General features: G+C 44.4%; 15 protein-coding genes. All 15 read left to right on the top strand.

The genetic code is table 11. The annotated features are described in order from the left end of the window. The first annotated feature begins 72 nt into the window (after window positions 1–72). Window positions 73–9,111 (top strand): filamentous hemagglutinin N-terminal domain-containing protein, encoded by a 9,039-nt coding sequence (locus T320_RS06785; RefSeq protein ID WP_197019392.1) that lies wholly within the window; start codon window positions 73–75, stop codon window positions 9,109–9,111. A 122-nt stretch (window positions 9,112–9,233) separates the two neighbouring features. Further along, window positions 9,234–10,841: a ShlB/FhaC/HecB family hemolysin secretion/activation protein gene (locus T320_RS06780; RefSeq protein WP_231465859.1), complete on the top strand. Its 1,608-nt coding sequence runs from the start codon at window positions 9,234–9,236 to the stop codon at window positions 10,839–10,841. A 77-nt stretch (window positions 10,842–10,918) separates the two neighbouring features. After that, window positions 10,919–11,332 carry a flagellar protein gene (locus tag T320_RS06775; protein WP_037354264.1) on the top strand — a complete coding sequence of 138 codons (414 nt, stop codon included), beginning with the start codon at window positions 10,919–10,921 and terminating at the stop codon, window positions 11,330–11,332. A gap of 190 nt (window positions 11,333–11,522) precedes the next feature. Then, complete coding sequence (flgM, locus tag T320_RS06770) at window positions 11,523–11,801, top strand: flagellar biosynthesis anti-sigma factor FlgM (RefSeq protein WP_037354261.1); 279 nt, start codon at window positions 11,523–11,525, stop codon at window positions 11,799–11,801. Between the two features lie 25 nt (window positions 11,802–11,826). Then, the gene (locus T320_RS06765; protein WP_037354258.1) at window positions 11,827–12,309 is read left to right on the top strand and encodes a flagellar protein FlgN; all 483 of its coding nucleotides are present in this window, start codon (window positions 11,827–11,829) and stop codon (window positions 12,307–12,309) included. Between the two features lie 21 nt (window positions 12,310–12,330). Beyond that, complete coding sequence (locus T320_RS06760; protein WP_037354256.1) at window positions 12,331–12,798, top strand: hypothetical protein; 468 nt, start codon at window positions 12,331–12,333, stop codon at window positions 12,796–12,798. A 55-nt stretch (window positions 12,799–12,853) separates the two neighbouring features. Beyond that, a complete protein-coding gene (flgK, locus tag T320_RS06755; protein ID WP_037354253.1) occupies window positions 12,854–14,641 on the top strand; it encodes a flagellar hook-associated protein FlgK in 1,788 nt (595 codons plus the stop codon). Window positions 14,642–14,668: 27 nt separating this feature from the next. Then, window positions 14,669–16,018 (top strand): flagellin N-terminal helical domain-containing protein, encoded by a 1,350-nt coding sequence (locus T320_RS06750; RefSeq protein WP_037354250.1) that lies wholly within the window; start codon window positions 14,669–14,671, stop codon window positions 16,016–16,018. A 91-nt stretch (window positions 16,019–16,109) separates the two neighbouring features. After that, complete coding sequence (locus T320_RS06745) at window positions 16,110–16,706, top strand: DUF6470 family protein (protein ID WP_255327086.1); 597 nt, start codon at window positions 16,110–16,112, stop codon at window positions 16,704–16,706. A 31-nt stretch (window positions 16,707–16,737) separates the two neighbouring features. Next, complete coding sequence (gene fliW, locus T320_RS06740; RefSeq protein WP_037354248.1) at window positions 16,738–17,184, top strand: flagellar assembly protein FliW; 447 nt, start codon at window positions 16,738–16,740, stop codon at window positions 17,182–17,184. Continuing rightward, window positions 17,184–17,411 (top strand): carbon storage regulator CsrA, encoded by a 228-nt coding sequence (csrA, locus tag T320_RS06735; RefSeq protein ID WP_026766477.1) that lies wholly within the window; start codon window positions 17,184–17,186, stop codon window positions 17,409–17,411. Before fliW ends, csrA begins: the two co-directional genes overlap by 1 nt. Before the next feature lie 49 nt (window positions 17,412–17,460). Then, entirely contained in the window at window positions 17,461–17,910 is a 450-nt protein-coding gene (locus T320_RS06730; RefSeq protein ID WP_051608648.1) for a flagellar protein FlaG, read from the top strand. A 13-nt stretch (window positions 17,911–17,923) separates the two neighbouring features. After that, on the top strand, window positions 17,924–20,002 hold the full coding sequence (gene fliD / locus T320_RS06725; protein WP_037354245.1) for a flagellar filament capping protein FliD: 2,079 nt from the start codon (window positions 17,924–17,926) through the stop codon (window positions 20,000–20,002). A 23-nt stretch (window positions 20,003–20,025) separates the two neighbouring features. After that, complete coding sequence (gene fliS, locus T320_RS06720; RefSeq protein WP_037354243.1) at window positions 20,026–20,439, top strand: flagellar export chaperone FliS; 414 nt, start codon at window positions 20,026–20,028, stop codon at window positions 20,437–20,439. Beyond that, window positions 20,411–20,776: a flagellar protein FliT gene (locus T320_RS06715; RefSeq protein WP_231465857.1), complete on the top strand. Its 366-nt coding sequence runs from the start codon at window positions 20,411–20,413 to the stop codon at window positions 20,774–20,776. Before fliS ends, T320_RS06715 begins: the two co-directional genes overlap by 29 nt. Window positions 20,777–20,882: the final 106 nt, after the last annotated feature.

The raw sequence follows: 20,882 nt of genomic DNA, 5'->3' as shown, positions 1-20,882 counted from the left end.
AAATAAGATGTAATGAAATAATCTGAAAGTATTCTCTAAAAAGAGGTGTTTCAAATGCGTGGGGATAAAGAGATGAGACAAATGGCTCTGCAGGTCAGCATTGCGCTGGTTGCAGGGATGTTCAGTGTAGTGCCGGTGGTACAGGGCGCGCCCGTAGGGGGAACGTCTGATACGGCAACAATTACCTATAGTGAAGCAAAAGAGAACAATCAGGTTGTTGGCTTGAATACCAAAATTACGAGTGATGTCACGAATAATGTCATTGAGTGGCAAGACTTTTCCGTAGCGGCTAAGGAAGCGGTTAATTTTGATGCGAATAATTATATGAACATCGTTACGGGGAAGAACACATCCACCATTAATGGTGCGATTAATGGTGCAGGTGAAATTTACATTATTAACCCCAGCGGTGTAGTAATTGGCAAAGGTGCGGAAATAAACACAGGGAGTTTCTATGCATCTACCCGGGATGTGTCGGTGACCGATGCAGTGGCAAAGGCTGAGGCAGCAAATCTGAATTCTCAGGTAGGTTTGTCGGATCTTATTGCCAAAGGAACGGCTGCTAATGGTGCCGCCATGGATATTGTTAACATGGGACAGATTACAGCAGATACAGTGGTATTGGAAGGAAAAAATATCCGTTTGTTGAACTCGGCGGATATTAAGAAAAAGCAAAGTGATAACAGCCTTATTGCTAATACAAATGTAACAGTGCGCGCAGATGATGATGGTTATATTCATGTTGGGAGCATTAATGGTGAGGATGGTACGACGGATGCAACAACAGGGATAATATATAAAGCTGAGAAATTAACGAATACAATTCTGTCTGCAAACAAGGTAGAAGGTTACAAACTGGTTTATGATGATAATACTACAGTTGCTAATGTGACGAATAATACGTGGAGTAAAACCTTAGGGATGACGGATCCGGCTGCAGGCAACTACATGCTGGCAGAAGATATTGATTTGCAGAATAAGACTAATACGGTCAAGGGCACCTTTACAGGCAAGGTAGACGGCAATTTCTATGCGGTAAAGCATGCTACAGGTGATTCTGGGCTGTTTGAGACAACTAGCAATGCTACAATTGAAAATATAGGAATAAAAGATTCGATATTTACAGCTAGTAAAACAGATGAGGATGATGGAAAATTACCATTGGGGGCATTGGTTATGAATGCTTCTGATACAACGTTAAAAAATGTTTATAACGAAAATGCGGATATAAATAATGCCGGTTATACATCGGCTGGATTGGTAGGAAAGGCTGAAGGGCTGATAATTGACTCATCATATAGTACGGGTGATGTATTAAATGGTGGAAATATAGAAGGTGCCGGATTAGTTGGATTTGTTATTGGCAATGGAACATTAACTAATGTTGTTACTAATAGTTACAGCATAGGTAAAACAAAATATGGTCTTATTGGTGAAGCTGATGGAACAAATACTAAAATAACTTTTGATAAGACTTATACAAATGGGCAAAACTATAATTTTGGTTTAGGGCAATGGGTTACAGTAAAAAATTCGGTGGTAGTGGATAATAATGGTGAGAAATATCGTACTACAACTATAGGCAATCCTATTGCCAGCAAACCTCCCTTAACAAGCAAAAGTTTTTTTACGGATACACTGTCCTGGGATAATATCTCAGATACAGGTGGTTTGGAAAACGGAACCCGTGCGACCTGGCGTATTTATGAGGGGCAAAGTGCGCCCGTTCTGACGGCCTTCCAAAAGGGGATAAAAACCACCACTTATGACTTTGCCTATTATGATAGCGAAGGAAAGGCCACCACAACGAAGGCGTTCAATGATAATCATAATGATGGTCTGGACATGAATGCCTATTCTTATACGGTAGATCCGAGTGATTCCAGTAAATATCTCAATGATGGGTTGGTTTATAATGGTGAAACCTTAAAAGTTTTAGATGGAACTGCTGCGTTGGAAACTTCTGTTGATAATGTTCTGAAGGCAACCAGTATTAATGCTGTGTTTGATAATGCGTATGTGGTGGAGAATGTGGAGGATGAAACTGGTACGACTACCAAAACTTCTTATGGTGCCTCTACTATTGATAATAAGCATATTTTCTACAATGCAGATGGTCAGCGTGAGGCCACTTATTCTGCTTCTGCTGGTCAGGGGAAAAAGGCGCTTATTTATTCTGATCAGCAGGGGTATGATTTGGTGGGAAATAACGTATCCATCGCGCCGCGCCGTGTATTCCTTACCAATTCATTAAGCCAAAAGAAAATTATCAAGGAATATGATGGAAACGCCAATGCTGCGGATTATGTTTCCAGTCTATTCTCTGGCGATAGCACCACTGCTACGGGGATTTTGGCGGTGGATTCCGAAGATATAATGGTGAAACTGGGAACTGATGCCACCGCACAATTCTATGACCAAAATGGAACTACCACTAATGCTGATGCAGGTGCTGAAAAGGAAGTAAGAATAAGTGGGGATTTGTATCTCACGGATGGAACCAAGACCAAAGGCAACTGGAATGCCTATGCGGGCAGTAATTATGTAGTGGTCGATGCCAAGGGGAGGGTTGTTACAAGTAATAAACTTAACATCAATGGTACCGTTGATGCTGCTATTTATCAGCGAAGATTGACTGCTGACTTGAAGAATGTTGAGTTAGATAAATCATATGATAAAAAGGATTATGTTGTAGATGCTGATGGCAAAGCATATGTATTTACCAATGAAAATTTTTCTTTGGACTCGTCCAATATTGTATCTGCAGACGCAGGCAAAGTATCTGTGACAGTTGCTGAACCGACAGATAGTACAGTAGGAAATGCTTATTATTATGATAAGAGCACGGGGCTGAAAACGGCTAATGTGGGTACGCATGATGTCAAAATCGAAGGGGTGGGGCTGACCTCTGGTGCTGGTAAAAACTATGTCTTAGTGGATGGTAATGGTAAAATTGTCTATAGTGAAAAGGCTGTTATTAATGCTGATGGCACTATAGATAACACGGTTACGCCGGAGGCTTTGGGCACCTTTAACAAGGATGGAAAAATCAAGCCCAGGCAAATTTCCAACAAGGACTTCCAGTGGTATTACACGAATAATGCTACGACTCCTGTTACTTCTGACAAGGCTGATGCTACCAAAGAGTATAACAATAGTGTAGTTTTTGATGCTCCAGACGATATTGGGCAGGATAATGCTGGCAAGGCTATGTGGTATGTTACTAACGAAGGTAGTGATACGGGGCTTTTAGCGGGAGATAGCATTACGTTTCGGGTGAACTCTGCGGAATTTACTACTGCTGCGGATAGTTCTGGCACAGCTACTTCTGATGCTGGAACCGCAAAGGGAACGCATTACTCCGTTACGATTTCCGGTGCAGCTGCTAAGAATTATACGTTTGATGATACAAGCAACCCTGATATTACGCCTGTAGCCCTTGTAGATGGTGGTACTGCTGATGTTTATGGCAAGGGATCCATTACGCCGCGTACTATCTATGTGACGTATGGTGACAATGCCAATAAGCAGTATGATGGTGATGAAAAGGTATATAGTGATGATAAGGCAGAATTTGGCCTGTCCGCAGGTTATCTCGTCTATGCGGATGATAATGCTGCGCATCATTTACTGGATGATGATAATTCCTCCGTTAAAATTACAGGGACATATCAGGCGGTAAACTCTGTTATTTTGGGCAAGGATGTATACTATGATGCTGAGAATAATCCGAATAATCCTGTTCGGGAAAAGACCATAAATTACACTGCCACCATAATGCAGAATGGCAAAATTTCCAGCAACTATCAGTTCAGTACGAATCCTACTACACTGGAAACGGATGAGGATACTGGTGCTACTGCTTATACCGACAATACTACGCAGTTTGATGCAGGTAAGGGAACGATTACTCAGCGAAAATTAGGGGAATTGTCTTTTGACGAGGTGAGCAAAACTTACGATGGTAATGCAGATGTTTTCAGAACTGTGGATGCGGCAGATAACGTCCATAATTTGCCTTTATTTGATGATGATGAATATAACGGTGTAAAACTTATCGTATCTACGGGGCTGGTTAATAACGGGACGGTAGAAGATAAGATAGAAGATGTTTTCTACGTCAATGCTGATGGCACTTTGAACGATACCGGAAAGGGAAAACTGATTGCTAAGTATGGCGATGTAGACAGCCAGGGGAAATTTACGGCCAATGCGAATGCCACCCGTTATACGGCCAAGCATAAAGATGCTGCTGGGAATGATACGCAACAGAAGGTGCAGTATACTGGCTTGGAAGATTTGCTGAAGAATCATAACTATACGCTGGCAGATTCTCAGAGCAATGGGCAGGCTGTTTATGGTGAAGGGACGATTCTGCCCTATAAGATTACCGACGTAAATGCTATCACGCTTGACCGGAATGAGCAATTTATTACCAAGGCTTATGATGGGACTACAAGTATCAGTGATCCTGTGGTCAACTATCTCAATAGTACCAATGCCAATGTAAAACTTAATAATACAACTACCCTTACAGGTGAGGATGGACTCAGCTTGACGGTGTCGGGGGCAGCTTTTTCTACGGCACATAGCGATGGCAAAGAAATTGCTGATGAAAATAGTGCCGCCAACACCAAACAGGATGTCTATTTCTATGTTGATGATTCCAATAACACGGGCAATTACGATGTGGATGTGACGCGGGAAGCGGATGGTGATTATGCAGGCATGATAAAGCTCACCATGAAAAATGCAGGCATAATCACGCCCAAACACATTACTGCCAACGTGGTGAAAAATGATAATCTTGTTAAGGAGTACGATTCTAATGCTAATGTGCTGTTGAAAGGCGATAAACTTATTGATATCAGTGACCAGATACAGATAATTGATAGAGATGTTGTGAAGAATGATATAACGGCAACTTATGTAGATGCCAACGGTGCTTTGGATGTCAATGCAAGTTTGACTGAAAAAGATAAGTCTGTAAAATACAATCTGGCGCTAAAAGGAGATGACCATAAGGATTATTTCATAACTAATAATAGTGGGGATAATTACAGCGTTGATAAAGATGGCAATGTGACCGCTAATATTACAGGCAAGGATAATTTTATCAAGAACAATAACGGTACCATTGAAAAGCGCGTATTGACGGTAACTTTTGATGATGTGCATAAAGTCTATGATGGTAAGGATAATGTAACCAACAGCGGCACGGATGTTATCAGCTATACGCTGGCTGATGATGACGTAGCTGCTGCGGACAAGGTCACGCTCACCATTGGTGGCACGAATGGGGTTAAGGGCACATACGGCAGCTATGACAGCAATACGGGGAAATTTACGGCTGACAAAAACGCAGGCGGGAAAACCGTGAAATATGAAAATCTCAACAGCGCCCTCACCAGTACGGATATTGCCAAGGCCCAAAATATCAGCCGTAACTACAAATTTGAAAGTGATACTGTCTACAATACCGATACAACCAACAACTACATTGATAAGGCTAAAATTGGCTTGTCGGATTTGAAGATTGAGGCTAAGCCTGTTTCGCAAGAGTATGATGGTTCTACCGTTGTAGGTAGTGCCAATAGCTACATTATTGGTAGCTACATTGATTTTGGCAACAACAGTAAGGTTGATTTTACCTATGATACCAATAATGTGACGGCAGTCTTTGCTTCTACTGGTAGCGGTACAACCATTGCCGGAGCAGGCAACGAGAAAGATGTAACATTCTCCCTTTCTGGTATAACCATTCCTGACGATGTAGTGAATAATTTTGAATGGGAGTCCGACGATAAACCAACTGCAGACAATGGCAATATCACCATTGATCGTACAAAGCAGAAGATTGGTGAAGTTACACCCCGGGAGATTTACGCTACTATTAATAATCCCACCGTCAGCAAGACTTACAATGCTGAGAATGATGTGTTGGATAGCAATAACAATCCCCTCAGTTCTGCCGGTTTGGTGAGCTTTTCACGTGTAGACGGTTCGACCGCTTTGGTGGCTGATTTATCTGATCCGGACAATCCGATTCAATCTAGTAATGAATCCAGTGCCGTATATACCGACAAGAACAAAGGCACTAATAAGGATGTGAAGTATACCATAGCCGTCAGCGACGGAGCAAACTACAATATTTACTATAATCAAAGTGATGACAATAGGACAGCTTATACCACTACCGATACCAATGGTGATTCTGTGGCGGTAGTAGGCTACACGGGGACGGTTGAAACGGTCTTTACGCCCAATAATGTTATTAATGCTAAGGATCTCACACTGTCTTTTGAATCAGTTACTAAGGATTATGACGGCACTACGGATGTGCCGGAGGGCATGATTGTGCCGAATGTGCCGAAGTTAGACGGTTTTGCCAGCGCGACAGATAAAAACAACATTGTCTTGAAGGATGGTTATACTGCTGTATTTGCCAGCCCCAATGTGAAAGGAATCGATGGCAATGGAACTAACTACATTACCTATGGTTCTTTGGACATTGACGGCCCTGGCAGCAGCAATTATAATCTGGTATTCAAAAATGCTGATGGCACGGCTGGAACAGCTGCGGAAACTATTGGTAACGGCATCATCAACAAGTATGTGCTGACGCAGGCTCCCGATATCGCGCGCAATACGAATGCAGTGACCAAGGAATATGCAGGTAATACCAACGCTAATGTGGCCTACCAGGACGACGAGGATTTGACGGCGGTGAAAAATGGCTATCTGCAATCCGTTATCGTAAATATTAACGGGAAAGATCAGCAGCTGCCCTTTGAACTTACTGCTGCCAGCTATGCCAATGATGATGGCTCCGTAACGGGGACTACTGGCAGAGGCGTCACCTTCTCGGTGAAGCTGGACAGCGACAATATTGACTTTAGCAGTGCTCCTGGATCTAGCAGTGGTGAATTTACCGTTAACGACACAGGCACCATTACACCTCGAAAATTATATGTATCCGTGGATTCTACCTTTAATCCTTCCAAGGTTTATGATGGCGAGACTACTGTGTTGGATACCTTGCCAACGGCGGTACTTAGCATTACCAATGAGGATAAGATTGTGTCAGGGGAAAGTGTAGCTATTGATAACACAGCGGCTACGTTAAATGCTCAATACAAGGGAAAGGATGCCGGGACAGATAAGGTTGTTTATACGGTGCAGTTATTACCCAGCACTACCTCCGGTAATTATGAGCTTGTTGATGCCGATGGTAATGCTATTACCAGCATCGAAGGCAGTGGAGAAATTACTCAGCGGCCGGTGACGATCAGCCTGAAAAAACCCATTGCTCTGGCAGCGAAAGCCTATAATGGCAGTGATGCCGCCGATGCCACGGCTATTGTAGGGAATTACTCGCTGGAAGTGCAGAATGGTGGTGATACCGGTATTCTGACTACCGAGGTGGATGAAATCGACCTTGATACAGATGCCGTGACGGCCACATACGCCAATGGCGGTCATGTGCTTCGTGATACCAACACGGGTGCGCCTATTGCTGATACGGTGAATTTTGGTAATTTCACATTGACCAGTAACAATGCGGTCAAGCCTGCCTCCAACTATATCCTTACACCTACTACATTGCAGGGCAAAGGAAAGATTACGCCCTTGACGATTGCGGTGGATTTAGACCATAGTCCGGAGAAGGTTTATGACGGAACCACTGATGTAGATGCAGTTGGAAGTATTGTTAATAAGAAACTGTATCGTGATTTCAGCAATGTTATTGACGCTGATAAAGATGCTTATGGGAATTCCAATATCACAGTTGAGGTATCTTCGGGGAATTTTACAACCGATGATTATGTCCATAATGATGGTCATGTGAAACTCCCGTTAGACACCAAGAACAAGGCATATGTTTATAAAGTCGCTTTGGCAGCAATAAATAATAGCCGAGCAGGTGACTATGAGCTGCAGCTGAAAAATGGCAGTGTGCGTTCCTTTATTACTTCTGATTATGGACAAACAGCTACTATTTCTGGCACAGATGGCAATATTACGCCGAAAACTATTACATTTACGGCTGAGGATGGGATCAATAAGACGTATGATGGAACACAGGTTTATGACAGTGCTGCGGCCGCTGCGAAGGTAACCTTTACAGGACTTGCTGATACGGACAGCAAAAATACGCTCAATGCGACGATTACGGCTGTTACCACTGATGATGCCGATGCAACAACTGATGAAACGGATAATATACTCAAGCCTCATGATGTTCAATACACGGTGACGATTAACAACAATGATTATCAGTTAGGTAATACTACGGATAATGCGGTTGGTACGATTTCCCGTCAAGGACTGAATATCGTGGCTACGCCGGTTAGTGTCAATGTGGGCGATAGTGTACCTGCTTCCTTTAATGGCAGTGTGCAGGGCTTGGTCAAGAACAACATTGTTGATGATACTGGCCTGGCGGACAGCTTTACCTTTGGCCCCGATGGTACGCTTAGTACCACTACGGCTGGTAAGTATGGAATTTATGGCTGGTATATGGGGAGAAAGTCTGGCAATTTTGGCCGGAATTATACTTTTGACCAGGTTCCGGGTAACGCAACAGCTTTCACGGTGAACTTTGTCAATAACACCGACAATCCGGATACCAAGATAACACCGACTCCAGATATCTATCACAAGATTTCCAAGGATATGAACAGTGGCTTTGGTGATAATGACATTGCGGCCATTGAGTATCGGAATAAGAAAGGTACCGTTATTGGCACAGTTACTATCGATAGTGGTGAAGTACATAGCGGCGGCACCAAGTCTGGCACGGCGTTAACGGATTTGGGCACGGATAATACCAATCTGGGTAAAATTGGTATCGCAGGCGGTGATATTGTCAATATGGAAGGTGCAGATGCAGCGTCTAATGCTAGTATTGCCGTGAGCGGTGATGGTACTACAGTGAATCTGGAAGTGCAGAGCATCACGGATGAGATGCGGAATATTCTCGATGAAAATAGCGAGGCTAAGATAGAAAAGTCAGAAAAGGAGGGAAAGATTTCCATCAAATCCAGCGATGGTCAGGAAAATGATGAAATAGAGCTGACTATCGAGAAAGAAGGCGTAAATGTTGCCTAAATTCTGTAATTGGTGTATAGTGTTTAGTAGTGTAATCTATTAACTGGGCACATTGGCGGGAGGTTGGAGAATACAGCATGAGAACTTTATGCAGCTTGAACAGAGTAAGAATCGCAGCAGGTATGACAATTGCTTTTATACAGATGGGCGGAGCGGTTTATGCTGCTCCCTCCCTCTCCCAGCCGGGGCAGGAAGTAGAAAAGGAACTTCCACGTCCCGCAGCAGAAGTGCACGATACAACCCCGAATAAGCCGCAAGGGGAACCAATGGTGGAATTTACCATTACGAACTTCCGCTTGGAAGCACCAGACTTGTATTTGGACAAAGGCGAGTTAGTAAAGATTTTGCAGGATGGCATGGGCGAGAAAAAGACCATGGTGCAGCTGAACAATACGTTGTTGGAACTTACCCGCTACTGCCGTCAGCATGGTTATCCGGCGGCCGCAACCTATGTGCCTGCTCAGGAAAGTTCGGACGGTATGATAACCATCAAGGTTATCCCCGGCCGCTATGGTGAAATAAAAATTGATAACCGCAGCAGGTTGAAGGAAAGCGTGGCAAAGGGTTTTGTCAACGGTTTGAAGTCTGGTGAAATTATTCGCACAGGCAAACTGGAAACCACATTGTATTCCATTTCTGATGTGAGTGGTACAAAGGCCGTTGGTGTGTTAAGTCCTGGCAAGGAGTTTGGCACCAGCGACCTTACCGTGCGCATCGAAAAGGGGAAGGGCAGTAATACGGTGCTCTATGTGGAAAATTACGGCAGTGAAGATACTGGACGTTATCGCTATGGCTTGCAGCATAATATCTATGATGTCAGCGGCAATGGGGATAAGGTTTCTGTAGGCGGTCTTATTTCCAATAGGGGAATGCACAATTATTATGCTAACTACGAGACCATTGTTGGTCGAGGCGGGACGACATTAGGTGTCGGCTTTAGCCGTATGGACTATGAAACAGGGCTAGGAAATTTTGGCGTAAATGGTATAGCTGAGACGATAAGCTTGTTTGGTCATCGTTCATTTTATCATCTGACGAACAGTGGGTTGACCTTGAAATATGGTTATGATTATCGTCGGTTAAAGGATGAGTTTATGAATGGCGCGTTGTCGTCGCATAAACATTCTCATGGTGTATATGTAGGTCTGGATGGTTTTGAGCGCCGTAACGGGTTCATTTTCAACTATGGCGTGAAATTAACTACTGGTACGTTAGGGATTCAGGAAGAATGGGCAAGACGAGACAAAACGGAAGGCCGTTTCACCAAAGGAGAAGCGAATGTAACAGCGGTAGCCCGTTTGGGAAATCGTGCGGATGTATTGGTAAAAGGTTCTGGACAGATTGCCAGCCATAATCTGGATGGTTCTGAGCGTATGTATCTAGGCGGTGCAAGTGGTGTTCGGGCGTATCCTCAGGGTGAGGGTGCCGGTGATGAAGGCATTATGGCCACCATTGAGCCAAGATTCTATACGAAGATTCCAGGCTTGGTATTCAGTACTTATTATGATATTGGTCATGTATGGTACCGCCATGATGGTTCTGCTGGAGGCATAAATACGCCATCGACAGGGATGACCTTGTCAGGGTATGGTGTGGCTCTTTCCTACACCAAGCCCAACGACTGGTTTGCCCGTCTGGATTATGCCCGCCGTATTGGCGGCGACCCCAATCTCAGCGAGAAGGCCAAGGCGAATGGACGCGTCTGGTTTATGTTGGGAAAAATTTGGTAAGCCTAGCAGGAAATCATCAATATAACCGCGAATAAACTCACTAATCGAGATAATAACACGTCCAAGGAGTGAGAAATATGGCTGGAAAAATCAAAAATTGTCCCATGTGCGGCAAGTTGTTCAGTGATACAGGCCATAAGGTTTGTATGGATTGCTATGATCAGATTTTGGAAAAAGAGCGGGAAGTAGTGGCGTATGTCCGCGACCATCGCGGAGCTAAAATTGCTGAGATTTGCGAAGCCACTGGTGCTCCAGCGGGCATGATTAAGAAAATGATTCGCGAAGGCCGTTTTGAGCAGATTGGCGTGAAGATGACCTATCCTTGTGAGAAGTGCGGTGCGCCCATTATCTCCGGCAAGATTTGCCAGCAGTGCGAGGAAAAGGCTCGTTCCGAACTGCAGAAGCAGGCTTCCCTGCAAGCTGCTGCCCGCCAGATGGCCAAGGTTGACCAGAACCGTGGTCAGGGCTTCCGTTCGAAAGAACGTGATTAAAATATGGAATTGCTCATTATAGTTGATAATGGGCGAAAACTGGCGGATTTTAATGATAATCTAACATAATAGTGAATAATGACCAAAAAGCAGGAATTAAGTTTCCTGCTTTTTTTGTCGATAGTTCAATCAGAAGATACTCTGTAACTTCAGAAGATGTGAGGAAATTCATTAACAGGTGGTGAAAAAGATGATTATCAATGGCAATGTGCAGGCTGTAGCTGGGGCTTATAGTGTAAGTTCTGCAGGCGGCGTGAAGCGGGCGGCCAGTGCTCGGGAAGTGGAAAAGAGCGATGAAGTGCTTTTGTCCCATGAAGGGCAGAGCTTTAGCAGTATGCTTCAAAAACTCCAGAGCATGGACGATGTCCGTGGCGAAAAGGTGCAGAACCTCAGCGCGAAAGTCGCAGACGGCAGCTACAACGTATCGGGCGAGAATATTGCCGCCAGTCTCTTAGGCGTGCGCTTCTAAAATTTAAGGCGGGAGGAAATTTTTCATGTGGCAGGATTTTGCAAATACCTTGAATGAGTTGAACAAGACTTACAAAACATTGATTGAACTTGGCAAGAAGAAACATCAGGCACTGGTGCTGGTGGACATGAAAACCGTGGAAGCCTTGCTCCCGCAGGAAGAGAAATTAACTGCGACGATTGCGCAACTGGAAAAGAACCGGCAAAATGTATTGCTGAAATTGGCTGCAACCTCCGAGAAGCTGGGACCCGATTCCAAGATGACGGATATCTTGAAACTCGCCCCGACAGGGAAAACGCAGGAACTCTTGCAGAAACTTTATACGATGCTGCAGGCAACTGTGCAGGAGGCCAGGGAACTCAGCGAGAACAATGCGGTGCTGATTCACGCCGCGATGAATGCGGCAGCTTATCATTTGAATCGTATCGGCGGTGCAACTGTGGAGCCGGCCTACGGGAAAGGCGGCGAAGTGGTGAGCCACCGCAAGAATTTTGACTACAATGCTTGACCCAAAACAGGAGATACAGAAATGGACGAAGTCGTACGTTTGCTGAGGGAGCAGATTCTCATCAGCAACAGATGTTTGGAAAAATTAAAAGCAATAAAAAATACCATTCAGGCGGAAAATAAGGGTGCCAATATCGTGGCAGCCGTACAGGAAATGGAGCCTGTGCTGTTGGATTTGGGGAGACTAGAGAAACAGAAACGGGAATTTTTGCAGGGAAAGAAATCCGCATCGCTGCAAGCGGTGCTCGCGAAAATACCGGATTCAGAGTCCAGGGGAATTGCCGTGCATCTGTTGCATCGGGCACAGGAATTTGAAGATACTCTGGCAAGGGAAGTGATGGCGACCCGTCTTTTGCTGGAGAAGGGCAAGCAGTATGTGGACTTTCATATCAATGTGCTAACCCGGACTGTGGCCAGCGATACATATAATCAGGATGCCGCAGCAGGTGAGAGCCGGCGGGAAATCAAGATGTTTGATTCCAGCGTTTGATGGTCAGGACAAGTTTTGGCAGGATAAGCAAGAAAGGATTAATAGGTGAAATATCATGCGTTCTACGTTTTCCGGACTTAATACCATGGTGCGCGGCGTGTTCGCCAACCAGTTGTCCCTCGATACCGTCGGCCACAATATCACCAATGCGTCTACGGAAGGTTATTCCCGCCAGGCTGTGAACCAGGCGGCTACCAGAGCACTGGAAGTGCCGTCCATTTATGGCGGCGTGCTGGTCGGCACGGGTGTTGATGCTCTGTCCATTCAGCGTGCCCGCAATATCTATGCCGATAAACAGTATTGGGCAGAGACTTCCACCCATGAATACTATAAAGCGGCACAGGTGAACTATGATAAATTGGAAGCTATTTTTGATGATTCGGATAAAACTGGCGTAAAGACGGCCATGGATTTATTTTACCGGGCCTGGAGTGATTTATCGACCCATGCCTCTACGGATAGTAATCGTGTTACAGTCATCGAGAAGGGCAATATTTTTGTGGATAAAATGAGCACGGCAGCAGCCCAATTGCAAGACCAAATCAATGCACAATATGATGATATTCGGGTTCATTTAACGACGATAAATGACATCAACGACCAGATCGTTGAGTTGAATAAAAATATTATGGGAGCAGAAGCTGTGGGAGCACAGGCTAATGACTTGCGCGACCAGCGGGACCTCTTGGTGGATAAGCTCTCCACCTATATGAACATCAATGTGTATGAGGATGATAAGGGGATGTATACCCTTGTGTCCAATGGTATTTCCATGGTCAATGGCATCAATAAGCTGACACTGGAGATGTCTGACCCAATAGCCAATAAGGATTACGGCTTAAATGACTATTCCATTCAGATAAAGGAATCCGGGATTGCCTTTATTCCGCAGAATGGTGCACTTAGGGCGGAACTGGATACCATTGCTGAGGATAAAGGCTATATCGATAGCCTTGCTGATATGGCGGCCTTTATGATGACCACATTTAATGCCATGCATCAGCAAGGGGTTGGTATTGATGGCACGGATGGCAATATTGGCACCTATAAAAATACGGATAGCTACACTGGGCCAACTTACGGTATTAACTTCTTTGGCGATAACAATACTGTTTACACATGGGATAGTACCAATAAATGCGTAGTGGCCACGGAATACACCAATGACAGCATTACGCGTTCGTTGCAATATATAGAAACAGATGTGAATGGTACAACGATTTACACACCTACGGTGCAAATTACTGGTGATGAGAACAGTACGACGAATCTCAGAGGGATCAATATTTTAAATGCCATGTCTATCAATAGCAAATTGACAGCGGCGGGCGGTACGAGTCTGGTGGCGGCACGCAAGCTGAATGTGGAACAGGAAACTACCAGTACCGGTGCTTATGCTGGGACCTATAAGGTGGTCACGGATGGAACCATGGATGGCACAAATGCTGTTAATTTAAGCTCATTATTCAATTTGGCTTCGGATAATGTGAAAACCACAGCTAATGTCTATTACGGCGGTACGGCTGGAGATTATACCACAGGAACGGTCGTGGATATGACGAATCGCTCAGTGCATGATATTTCCCTCAATGCCTATTACCAGTCCGTTATGAGTCAATTGGGTACAGATGCAGCATCTATTGACACAAAAGAAAGTGCTCAGGACGATTTGATTACGCAGATTGTCAACTGGCGTTCCTCTACTTCTGGCGTAGACTGGAACGAGGAACTTACCAATATGATTACTTTTCAAAAGGGCTATAGTGCCTGCTCCCGTTGCCTGACCACTATGGATGAAATGCTGGACAGGCTCATCAACAGCACCGGTGTAGTTGGCCGTTAATTTACATAGCAAATGAGGTGAAATAAAATGTCCATTCGTGTAAGCAGTAATCAGATGGTTTACGGTTATCAGAAACAATTAAACGATGCCAATACCCGGCAGACAACCCTGTTAGAACAGGGGGATGGCAGTAAATTGCACCGTCCGTCGGATAATCCGGTGGATTATTCCAAGTTTATTCGTTTTGATACATCTCTCAATGAAAATGAACAGTACACCAACAACGTAAATACAGGCCTTGCCTGGATGAAAAGTTCTGATGCGGCACTCGTCAATATGACAGCTATTCAGACAACTTTTAAGGAGAAAACTATTGCTGCAGCCAACGATACCAACAATACCACAGATATGGCAGCTATTGGTAAGGAAATGATGGCAGAGATTCAGGAATTGGTGTCTTTGGGCAATACCATGCAGGGAGATAGCTATGTCTTTGGCGGACAGACGGATTTAACGAGACCTTTTTCGTTGTCGGAAGAGGAAATAACTAGAGGAATGACTAAAACATTGGATGAAACCCAACAGTCTTTTTTCTCTGGTGATGGCTATTATAGTAGCAATGATCAGGTGAACAAAACAGGTACAGTACGGCAAATGCTGTCATTATCGGATAATGATGGCAATACATACTATTTGAATACACTGAATGGCAAGGTGTACACGAAGGATTTTGTAGAAAATGGCTACAAAGACGAGCTGGCTAAAAACGTAAAAAATGTACAAGCTGGTCATGAGGCCGGTACCCTTTCAGGGTGGGGCGGGTCTACGGATATTGCTAAGTACTTTGAAAACACGGGTAAAATAACGAATGATGGATTGACTACTGCTCAGGAAATTACCTTGAATAATGGCAGTACTGTGTCAGTGAAGTTTGATACAATAAAGCAACAAATCGTGTCCTTTACTGGTGACAACAAATATGTATCCATGGTTAAAAAAAATGGCACTACAGAGCCTACGGCTGACACTGTAAATGCCACTGCCGTGGAAATATTTGGCATGGATATCTTTGATGATGGCAATTCCGGCAATGCTCCATCTGGCACGGCAATGCTGAATCAAATGCTTACAGTTCATGCCAAAGTTGTTGGTGATGACCACATTTGGCTTGATACAGATGGCGTGACATTAGCTGATGAAGCGCACGCTCAGACAGTGAAAGCAGAAACAAAACTGGGTGCCCGCACGCAGCTCTACAATTCTGTCAGCACTATGCTGACCACCCAGAATGAGATTATCACAGGCGATATTACCAATACGTCCTCCACGGATGTGGCAAAACTGGCTGTTCAGCTGATGCAGGAGCAGACAATTTACAATATGAGCCTGTCATTGGGGGCTAGAATTCTTCCGCAGAGCCTGGCGGATTATCTGTAAATTTTTAGGGAATTTTTAAGAAAAACATGGTAAAATAAGAGTAAGTAAAAGGATTTAGCAGGAATTTCCCAAGGAAAGGGTGAAGTAATCTATGCTAAGCAATATACCAAGGCTTAATATGCGGTTCACCCAACCCATGATTAGCGTGCATACGCAGCTAGGCAGGTTGGAGGCTCATTCTACGCCTGCAGAGCTGCACTCGGAGGCTAGGCTGCCCCGTTCCAACAGGCACTGGACACAGCCCTCTGTGGAAATTGACCAATACCCCAGCCGTCATGCTTATGGTTTTACCAATCACACGGATTTTGCCCGTGAACATGGTCAGCAGGGCTTTTCTGACTTGTCTAAAACTACATCCCGTTGGACCCAGGAAGCCTGGGACAATGTGGAAAACAGCGGCAAGAAGGGCAAGAAGCCCGTGGAACAGCGGTATGACAGCAAACTTCGTCAAGAGATAGAACAAAGCAAAAATTGGCATATTACGGCGGAACTTATTCCCGATCCGGTAATCAAATTCCATCCCATTGAGGCGGTGGGGGAACCGGACGTAGGGGATTTAACCGTCAATATTGATGCCAAGTCTTTTGCGGAGACGAATTTTACCCCGGGCAAGGTTGAAACTTATCTGCAGCAAAAAGCTGATGTAAAACGTTGGGTGACCGAAGGCAAGTACGATATTTACGCATGATGTAAATGATGTGGAAGTGGAGGCATAGCAGATGAAAAAGGTCAACACATTACGATTTGGTGAAGTGGAAGTAGCAGAGGATAAGATTGTACATTTTGCTGATGGTATACCCGCCTTTGAAGATGAACATGAATTTGTGATTGTTCCCTATGATGAGGAAAGCCCCTATGTGTTTCTGCAGTCACTTACAACGCCGGATTTGGCGTTTTTGATGACGGTGCCCTTTGTGTTCTTCCCCGATTATGAGTTTGAGCTTGATGATGAAAATCAGGATAAGCTGAAACTCACGAAACAGGAAGATATGCTTATCTACACGCTGATTACGGTCAATAATGGCAAGGTGCAGGATATGACGGCCAATCTTATGGCCCCTGTGGTTATGAACACTTCCAATATGCAGGCCCGTCAGCTCGTACTGGACAAGAGTGGTTATACGACTAAGCATAGATTGTTTCCGGAAAATAAGGAGGAACAATAATGCTCGTACTTACTCGTAAACCCCGCCAACAGATTATGATTGGCGACAACATCGTTATCAACGTAGTGGAAGTGCAGGGGGACAATGTCCGTATTGCCATTGACGCACCGCGTGATATAAAAATCTATCGCGGCGAAATCTATCGTGCGATACAGGAAGAAAATAAAAATGCGGCCGCTCCGGTGCCCATGGATTTGGATTTAAGTGCCGGCCTGCCGAAGGAATAATTAAAAATTTAAGTTAAGGAAACTGGTGTAAATCTACGGAGGGATTAACATGGTAGGTAAGATTCAGGACATAGTATCGGCCTCAATTGTGGCCGGTGCTGCGGAGCGGGTCGGTGTGGACACGACAGCGAAGATGCCGTTATCGGAGAAAAAAGATGCGCAGTCTCAGGTACAGCGTGTTGATGACACCCAGAACGCCCCAAGAGTTTCTCAGTACAATCAAACGGAAGAAAAGGAAGATCCATTAAAAGAGCGCGAAGAACGTGAGCCTTTGGATGAAGAGTCCGTCAGCTACATGACCGAGGAATTAAACGAGCTCATGAGCAAGATTAACTGTAATCTGGAGTTCCAGTATCACAAAGAGGTCAATATGATGTCTGTGCGGATGCTGGATAAGAAAACCCATGAAGTAATCAAGGAAGTACCGCCAGAGGAAATGCTTGACCAAATGGCCAAAGCCCGTGAATGGCTCGGTGCCTTCCTCGACAAGAATGCGTGAGGAGGTGTGAATCATGAGTGGTATGGGAATTTATGGCCTTTCGGGGTCAGGCATTGATGTTGATTCTATGGTCAAAATGGGCATGATGACCAAGCAGAATCAATATGACAAACTGTATAAGCAGGAAGTCAAAAACGAGTGGATAAAAGAAGCTTACTCGGATATGTACAATAGTATCAACACATTTAATTCGTCTACACTGTACAATTACAAATTATCGTCTACTTCAAGTCCGATGTCGGCTGTCAGCAGCAATACTTCAGTAGCAACTGCTGCAGCTAATGCGGATGCGGCATCCATGTCACATACGGTTAATGTATCTGCTACGGCTTCTAATGCATACTTGCTGACGAATGGCTCGATTACCCGTGCGAACACATCTTCCAGCAGTGCAAATAAGAGCATTTATCTGAAAGATGTACTTTTTGATGAACCTCTTCAAAACAGCCTGAAATCACAGATGCAGGGAGACCCCTCCTTGGCAAAGTCCAAATTAATCAGTTTTACCATTGCTGATGGTACGGGGGCCGGGGCAAACAGCAAAGAGGTTTCCTTTACCTATGAAGAAGTTCTTACCAGTAATGAAACCTTGAATGATTTGGTATCCAGGATTAATGGTGCTGGAGTTAACATTAAGGCGTCTTATGATAGCGCCAATGATGCATTTTCGCTCTATCAGAAAACAGGTGGTTCCGCCAATAAGATTATGTTCTCGGTGGGAACGGGTACGGCTGCCGGATATGGGCAGACTTTAATTTCCAATTTGAACTTAGGGACTGTTACACAGGTAGTAGACAGCAGTGGCAATTTGAACAGTGAGCTGTCTGATCCTTTGTCCTTTGCATCTACTACGGGGACGAGCTCGATTAGTGCATCGTCCTTTAGCAGTTCGGCAGCCTTAACGGCCGATACTGTATTGAACACGTTGTTTAATGCTTCAGCGAGCAGTAATACGGCTAAGTTTACATTGTCAAATGGTACGGATTCTGGTGAAATTACCATAGCTGATGTTTCTACAGCCACGGTACAGGATTTGATCAATGCGATTAAAGATACCAGCAGTACTAAAAATCTTGGAATTACGGCCAAATTGGATGGCAGTACGCTAAAGATTGAAAATACAGATCCGGATAGTACCAATACGATTACGCTGGAAGTGGCAAGCTCGGCGGGAGAGGCTGCTGATGTAAATGGGCGCAAGCTGGTGAACGGCTTGAAACTGTCCACCACAGAACTTACCGCAGATACAAATGGTATTCAGGCGGCAGGTACGGACGCGCAGGTTACCATTGATGGCCGCAGCTACACCTCGGATACTGGCAAGATTACCGTAGGCAATGTTACCTATACTTTGGCAGCTAAAGGCTCCACTACTGTGACGGTTAATCAGGACACGGATAAACTCATTGAGAATGTCAAGAAATTCGTGGAAGATTATAACAAAATGCTGGATTCGCTCAATGATAAGTACTATGAAACCAAGTACAGCGATTATGGTGTGCTGACGAAAACTCAGGAAGATGGCATGACCAAAGAGCAGATTGAGAAGTGGAATGAAAAGGCGAAATCTGGTCTTTTGAATCATGATGAAACCATTGGCAAGATTATCAGCGAAATGCGTGAAGCCATCTATACGCCGGTGGATTCTGTTACGGGTAAGTATAATACCATGATGTCGATAGGTATCAGCTCTAAAACGGATAGAGGACATCTTTACTTGGATGAGGATAAGCTGAAAAAGGCACTAGCGGAAGAACCGGATTGTGTACGGCAGCTCTTTACATCTTCTGGTGAAAAGACCGATTCCAAGGGGAACAGCTATACGGATTACAAGAGTGAGGGTGTAGTTCAGAGAATTTCGGATTCCTTGTACAATAATCTTAAGACGATGAAGTCTTATGCTGGAACGTCTACGGAAGCGTCCGATGGCAGTACACTCGGTGATTTGATTCGCGAACTGCAAACTAAGATGTCCAACTTCAAGACGATGATGAAGTCGTATGAAAATCTATTATATAAGAAATATGATGCTATGGAGACGGCTATTCAACGGCTTAGTGTATCTATGGGCTATATCACGGGAGGCCAGTAAGGCCTTGATAGGGAGGCACATATATGGTAAACAACGCAGCAGAAGCCTATAAAAGACAACAGATTATGACAGCTACCCCGGAGGCATTGACATTGATGCTCTATAATGGGTGCCTGAAATTCATGAATGAGGGCAAAGAGGCAGTAGAGGCAAAACAATATGAGAATGCCAATAATCTGTTGCAGCGTGCCCAGCAAATTATTTCTGAATTTCGCATTACCCTCAATATGGACTATGAGATATCTCATCAGCTGTTGCCGCTTTATAATTATTGCTATGACCGTTTGGTCGAGGGTAATATGAAAAGCGATACGGCGATGATTCAGGAGGCCATTGACATCATCAAAGAATTGCGGGATGCCTGGGCACAGGCGATGAAGAAGGCTCGTCAAGATGGTGGCACTAAGAATGTCCAAGGTGATAGCTATGTCGGATAAAGCTATGACTCAGGCCAAGGCTAATTTTGAAATGTATTATACACTGACGCAGGAGCTCTTGAAGTTTATCAATAAGGAAAATATTGATGAATTTCTCGAGCTGGAGCGTCAGCGCAGCGATTTGGTTGCTCGAATGAAGGCTTTGCCGGAAACGGAGGATTACCGCAAGACTGCTGAATGTCAGGAATTAGTCGGGAAAATAAAGCCGCTGGATATGCAGGTAGTCTACAAGGCTAAGGCATGGCTTAATAAATCGCGTCAGCAGAATGCCACAGTGCATGCCTATGATATACAAGGGATGAACAGTCTGGGAAATATTTTTAACAAAAAATATTAAATTTCTATCAAAAAACACTTAAGTAATCGGAAAAAGTATCGATATATTAAGTGTAAGGCAGAGGTAATAAGCAAATCAATACAAGGATGCTTATGGTCAGCTAGCA

The organism is Selenomonas sp. FC4001 (genome assembly GCF_000701565.1).
Taxonomy (GTDB): Bacteria; Bacillota; Negativicutes; order Selenomonadales; family Selenomonadaceae; genus Selenomonas_A; species Selenomonas_A ruminantium_B.
The sequence above is the reverse complement of the archived record's forward strand: the minus strand, read 5'-3'. Positions and strand labels throughout refer to the sequence as shown.

Coding starts and splice junctions, on each gene's coding strand:
- T320_RS06785 (WP_197019392.1), top strand. CDS start 73: ATGAGACAAATGGCTCTGCAGGTCAGCATTGCGCTGGTTGCAGGGATG.
- T320_RS06780 (WP_231465859.1), top strand. CDS start 9,234: ATGACAATTGCTTTTATACAGATGGGCGGAGCGGTTTATGCTGCTCCC.
- T320_RS06775 (WP_037354264.1), top strand. CDS start 10,919: ATGGCTGGAAAAATCAAAAATTGTCCCATGTGCGGCAAGTTGTTCAGT.
- flgM (WP_037354261.1), top strand. CDS start 11,523: ATGATTATCAATGGCAATGTGCAGGCTGTAGCTGGGGCTTATAGTGTA.
- T320_RS06765 (WP_037354258.1), top strand. CDS start 11,827: ATGTGGCAGGATTTTGCAAATACCTTGAATGAGTTGAACAAGACTTAC.
- T320_RS06760 (WP_037354256.1), top strand. CDS start 12,331: ATGGACGAAGTCGTACGTTTGCTGAGGGAGCAGATTCTCATCAGCAAC.
- flgK (WP_037354253.1), top strand. CDS start 12,854: ATGCGTTCTACGTTTTCCGGACTTAATACCATGGTGCGCGGCGTGTTC.
- T320_RS06750 (WP_037354250.1), top strand. CDS start 14,669: ATGTCCATTCGTGTAAGCAGTAATCAGATGGTTTACGGTTATCAGAAA.
- T320_RS06745 (WP_255327086.1), top strand. CDS start 16,110: ATGCTAAGCAATATACCAAGGCTTAATATGCGGTTCACCCAACCCATG.
- fliW (WP_037354248.1), top strand. CDS start 16,738: ATGAAAAAGGTCAACACATTACGATTTGGTGAAGTGGAAGTAGCAGAG.
- csrA (WP_026766477.1), top strand. CDS start 17,184: ATGCTCGTACTTACTCGTAAACCCCGCCAACAGATTATGATTGGCGAC.
- T320_RS06730 (WP_051608648.1), top strand. CDS start 17,461: ATGGTAGGTAAGATTCAGGACATAGTATCGGCCTCAATTGTGGCCGGT.
- fliD (WP_037354245.1), top strand. CDS start 17,924: ATGAGTGGTATGGGAATTTATGGCCTTTCGGGGTCAGGCATTGATGTT.
- fliS (WP_037354243.1), top strand. CDS start 20,026: ATGGTAAACAACGCAGCAGAAGCCTATAAAAGACAACAGATTATGACA.
- T320_RS06715 (WP_231465857.1), top strand. CDS start 20,411: ATGTCCAAGGTGATAGCTATGTCGGATAAAGCTATGACTCAGGCCAAG.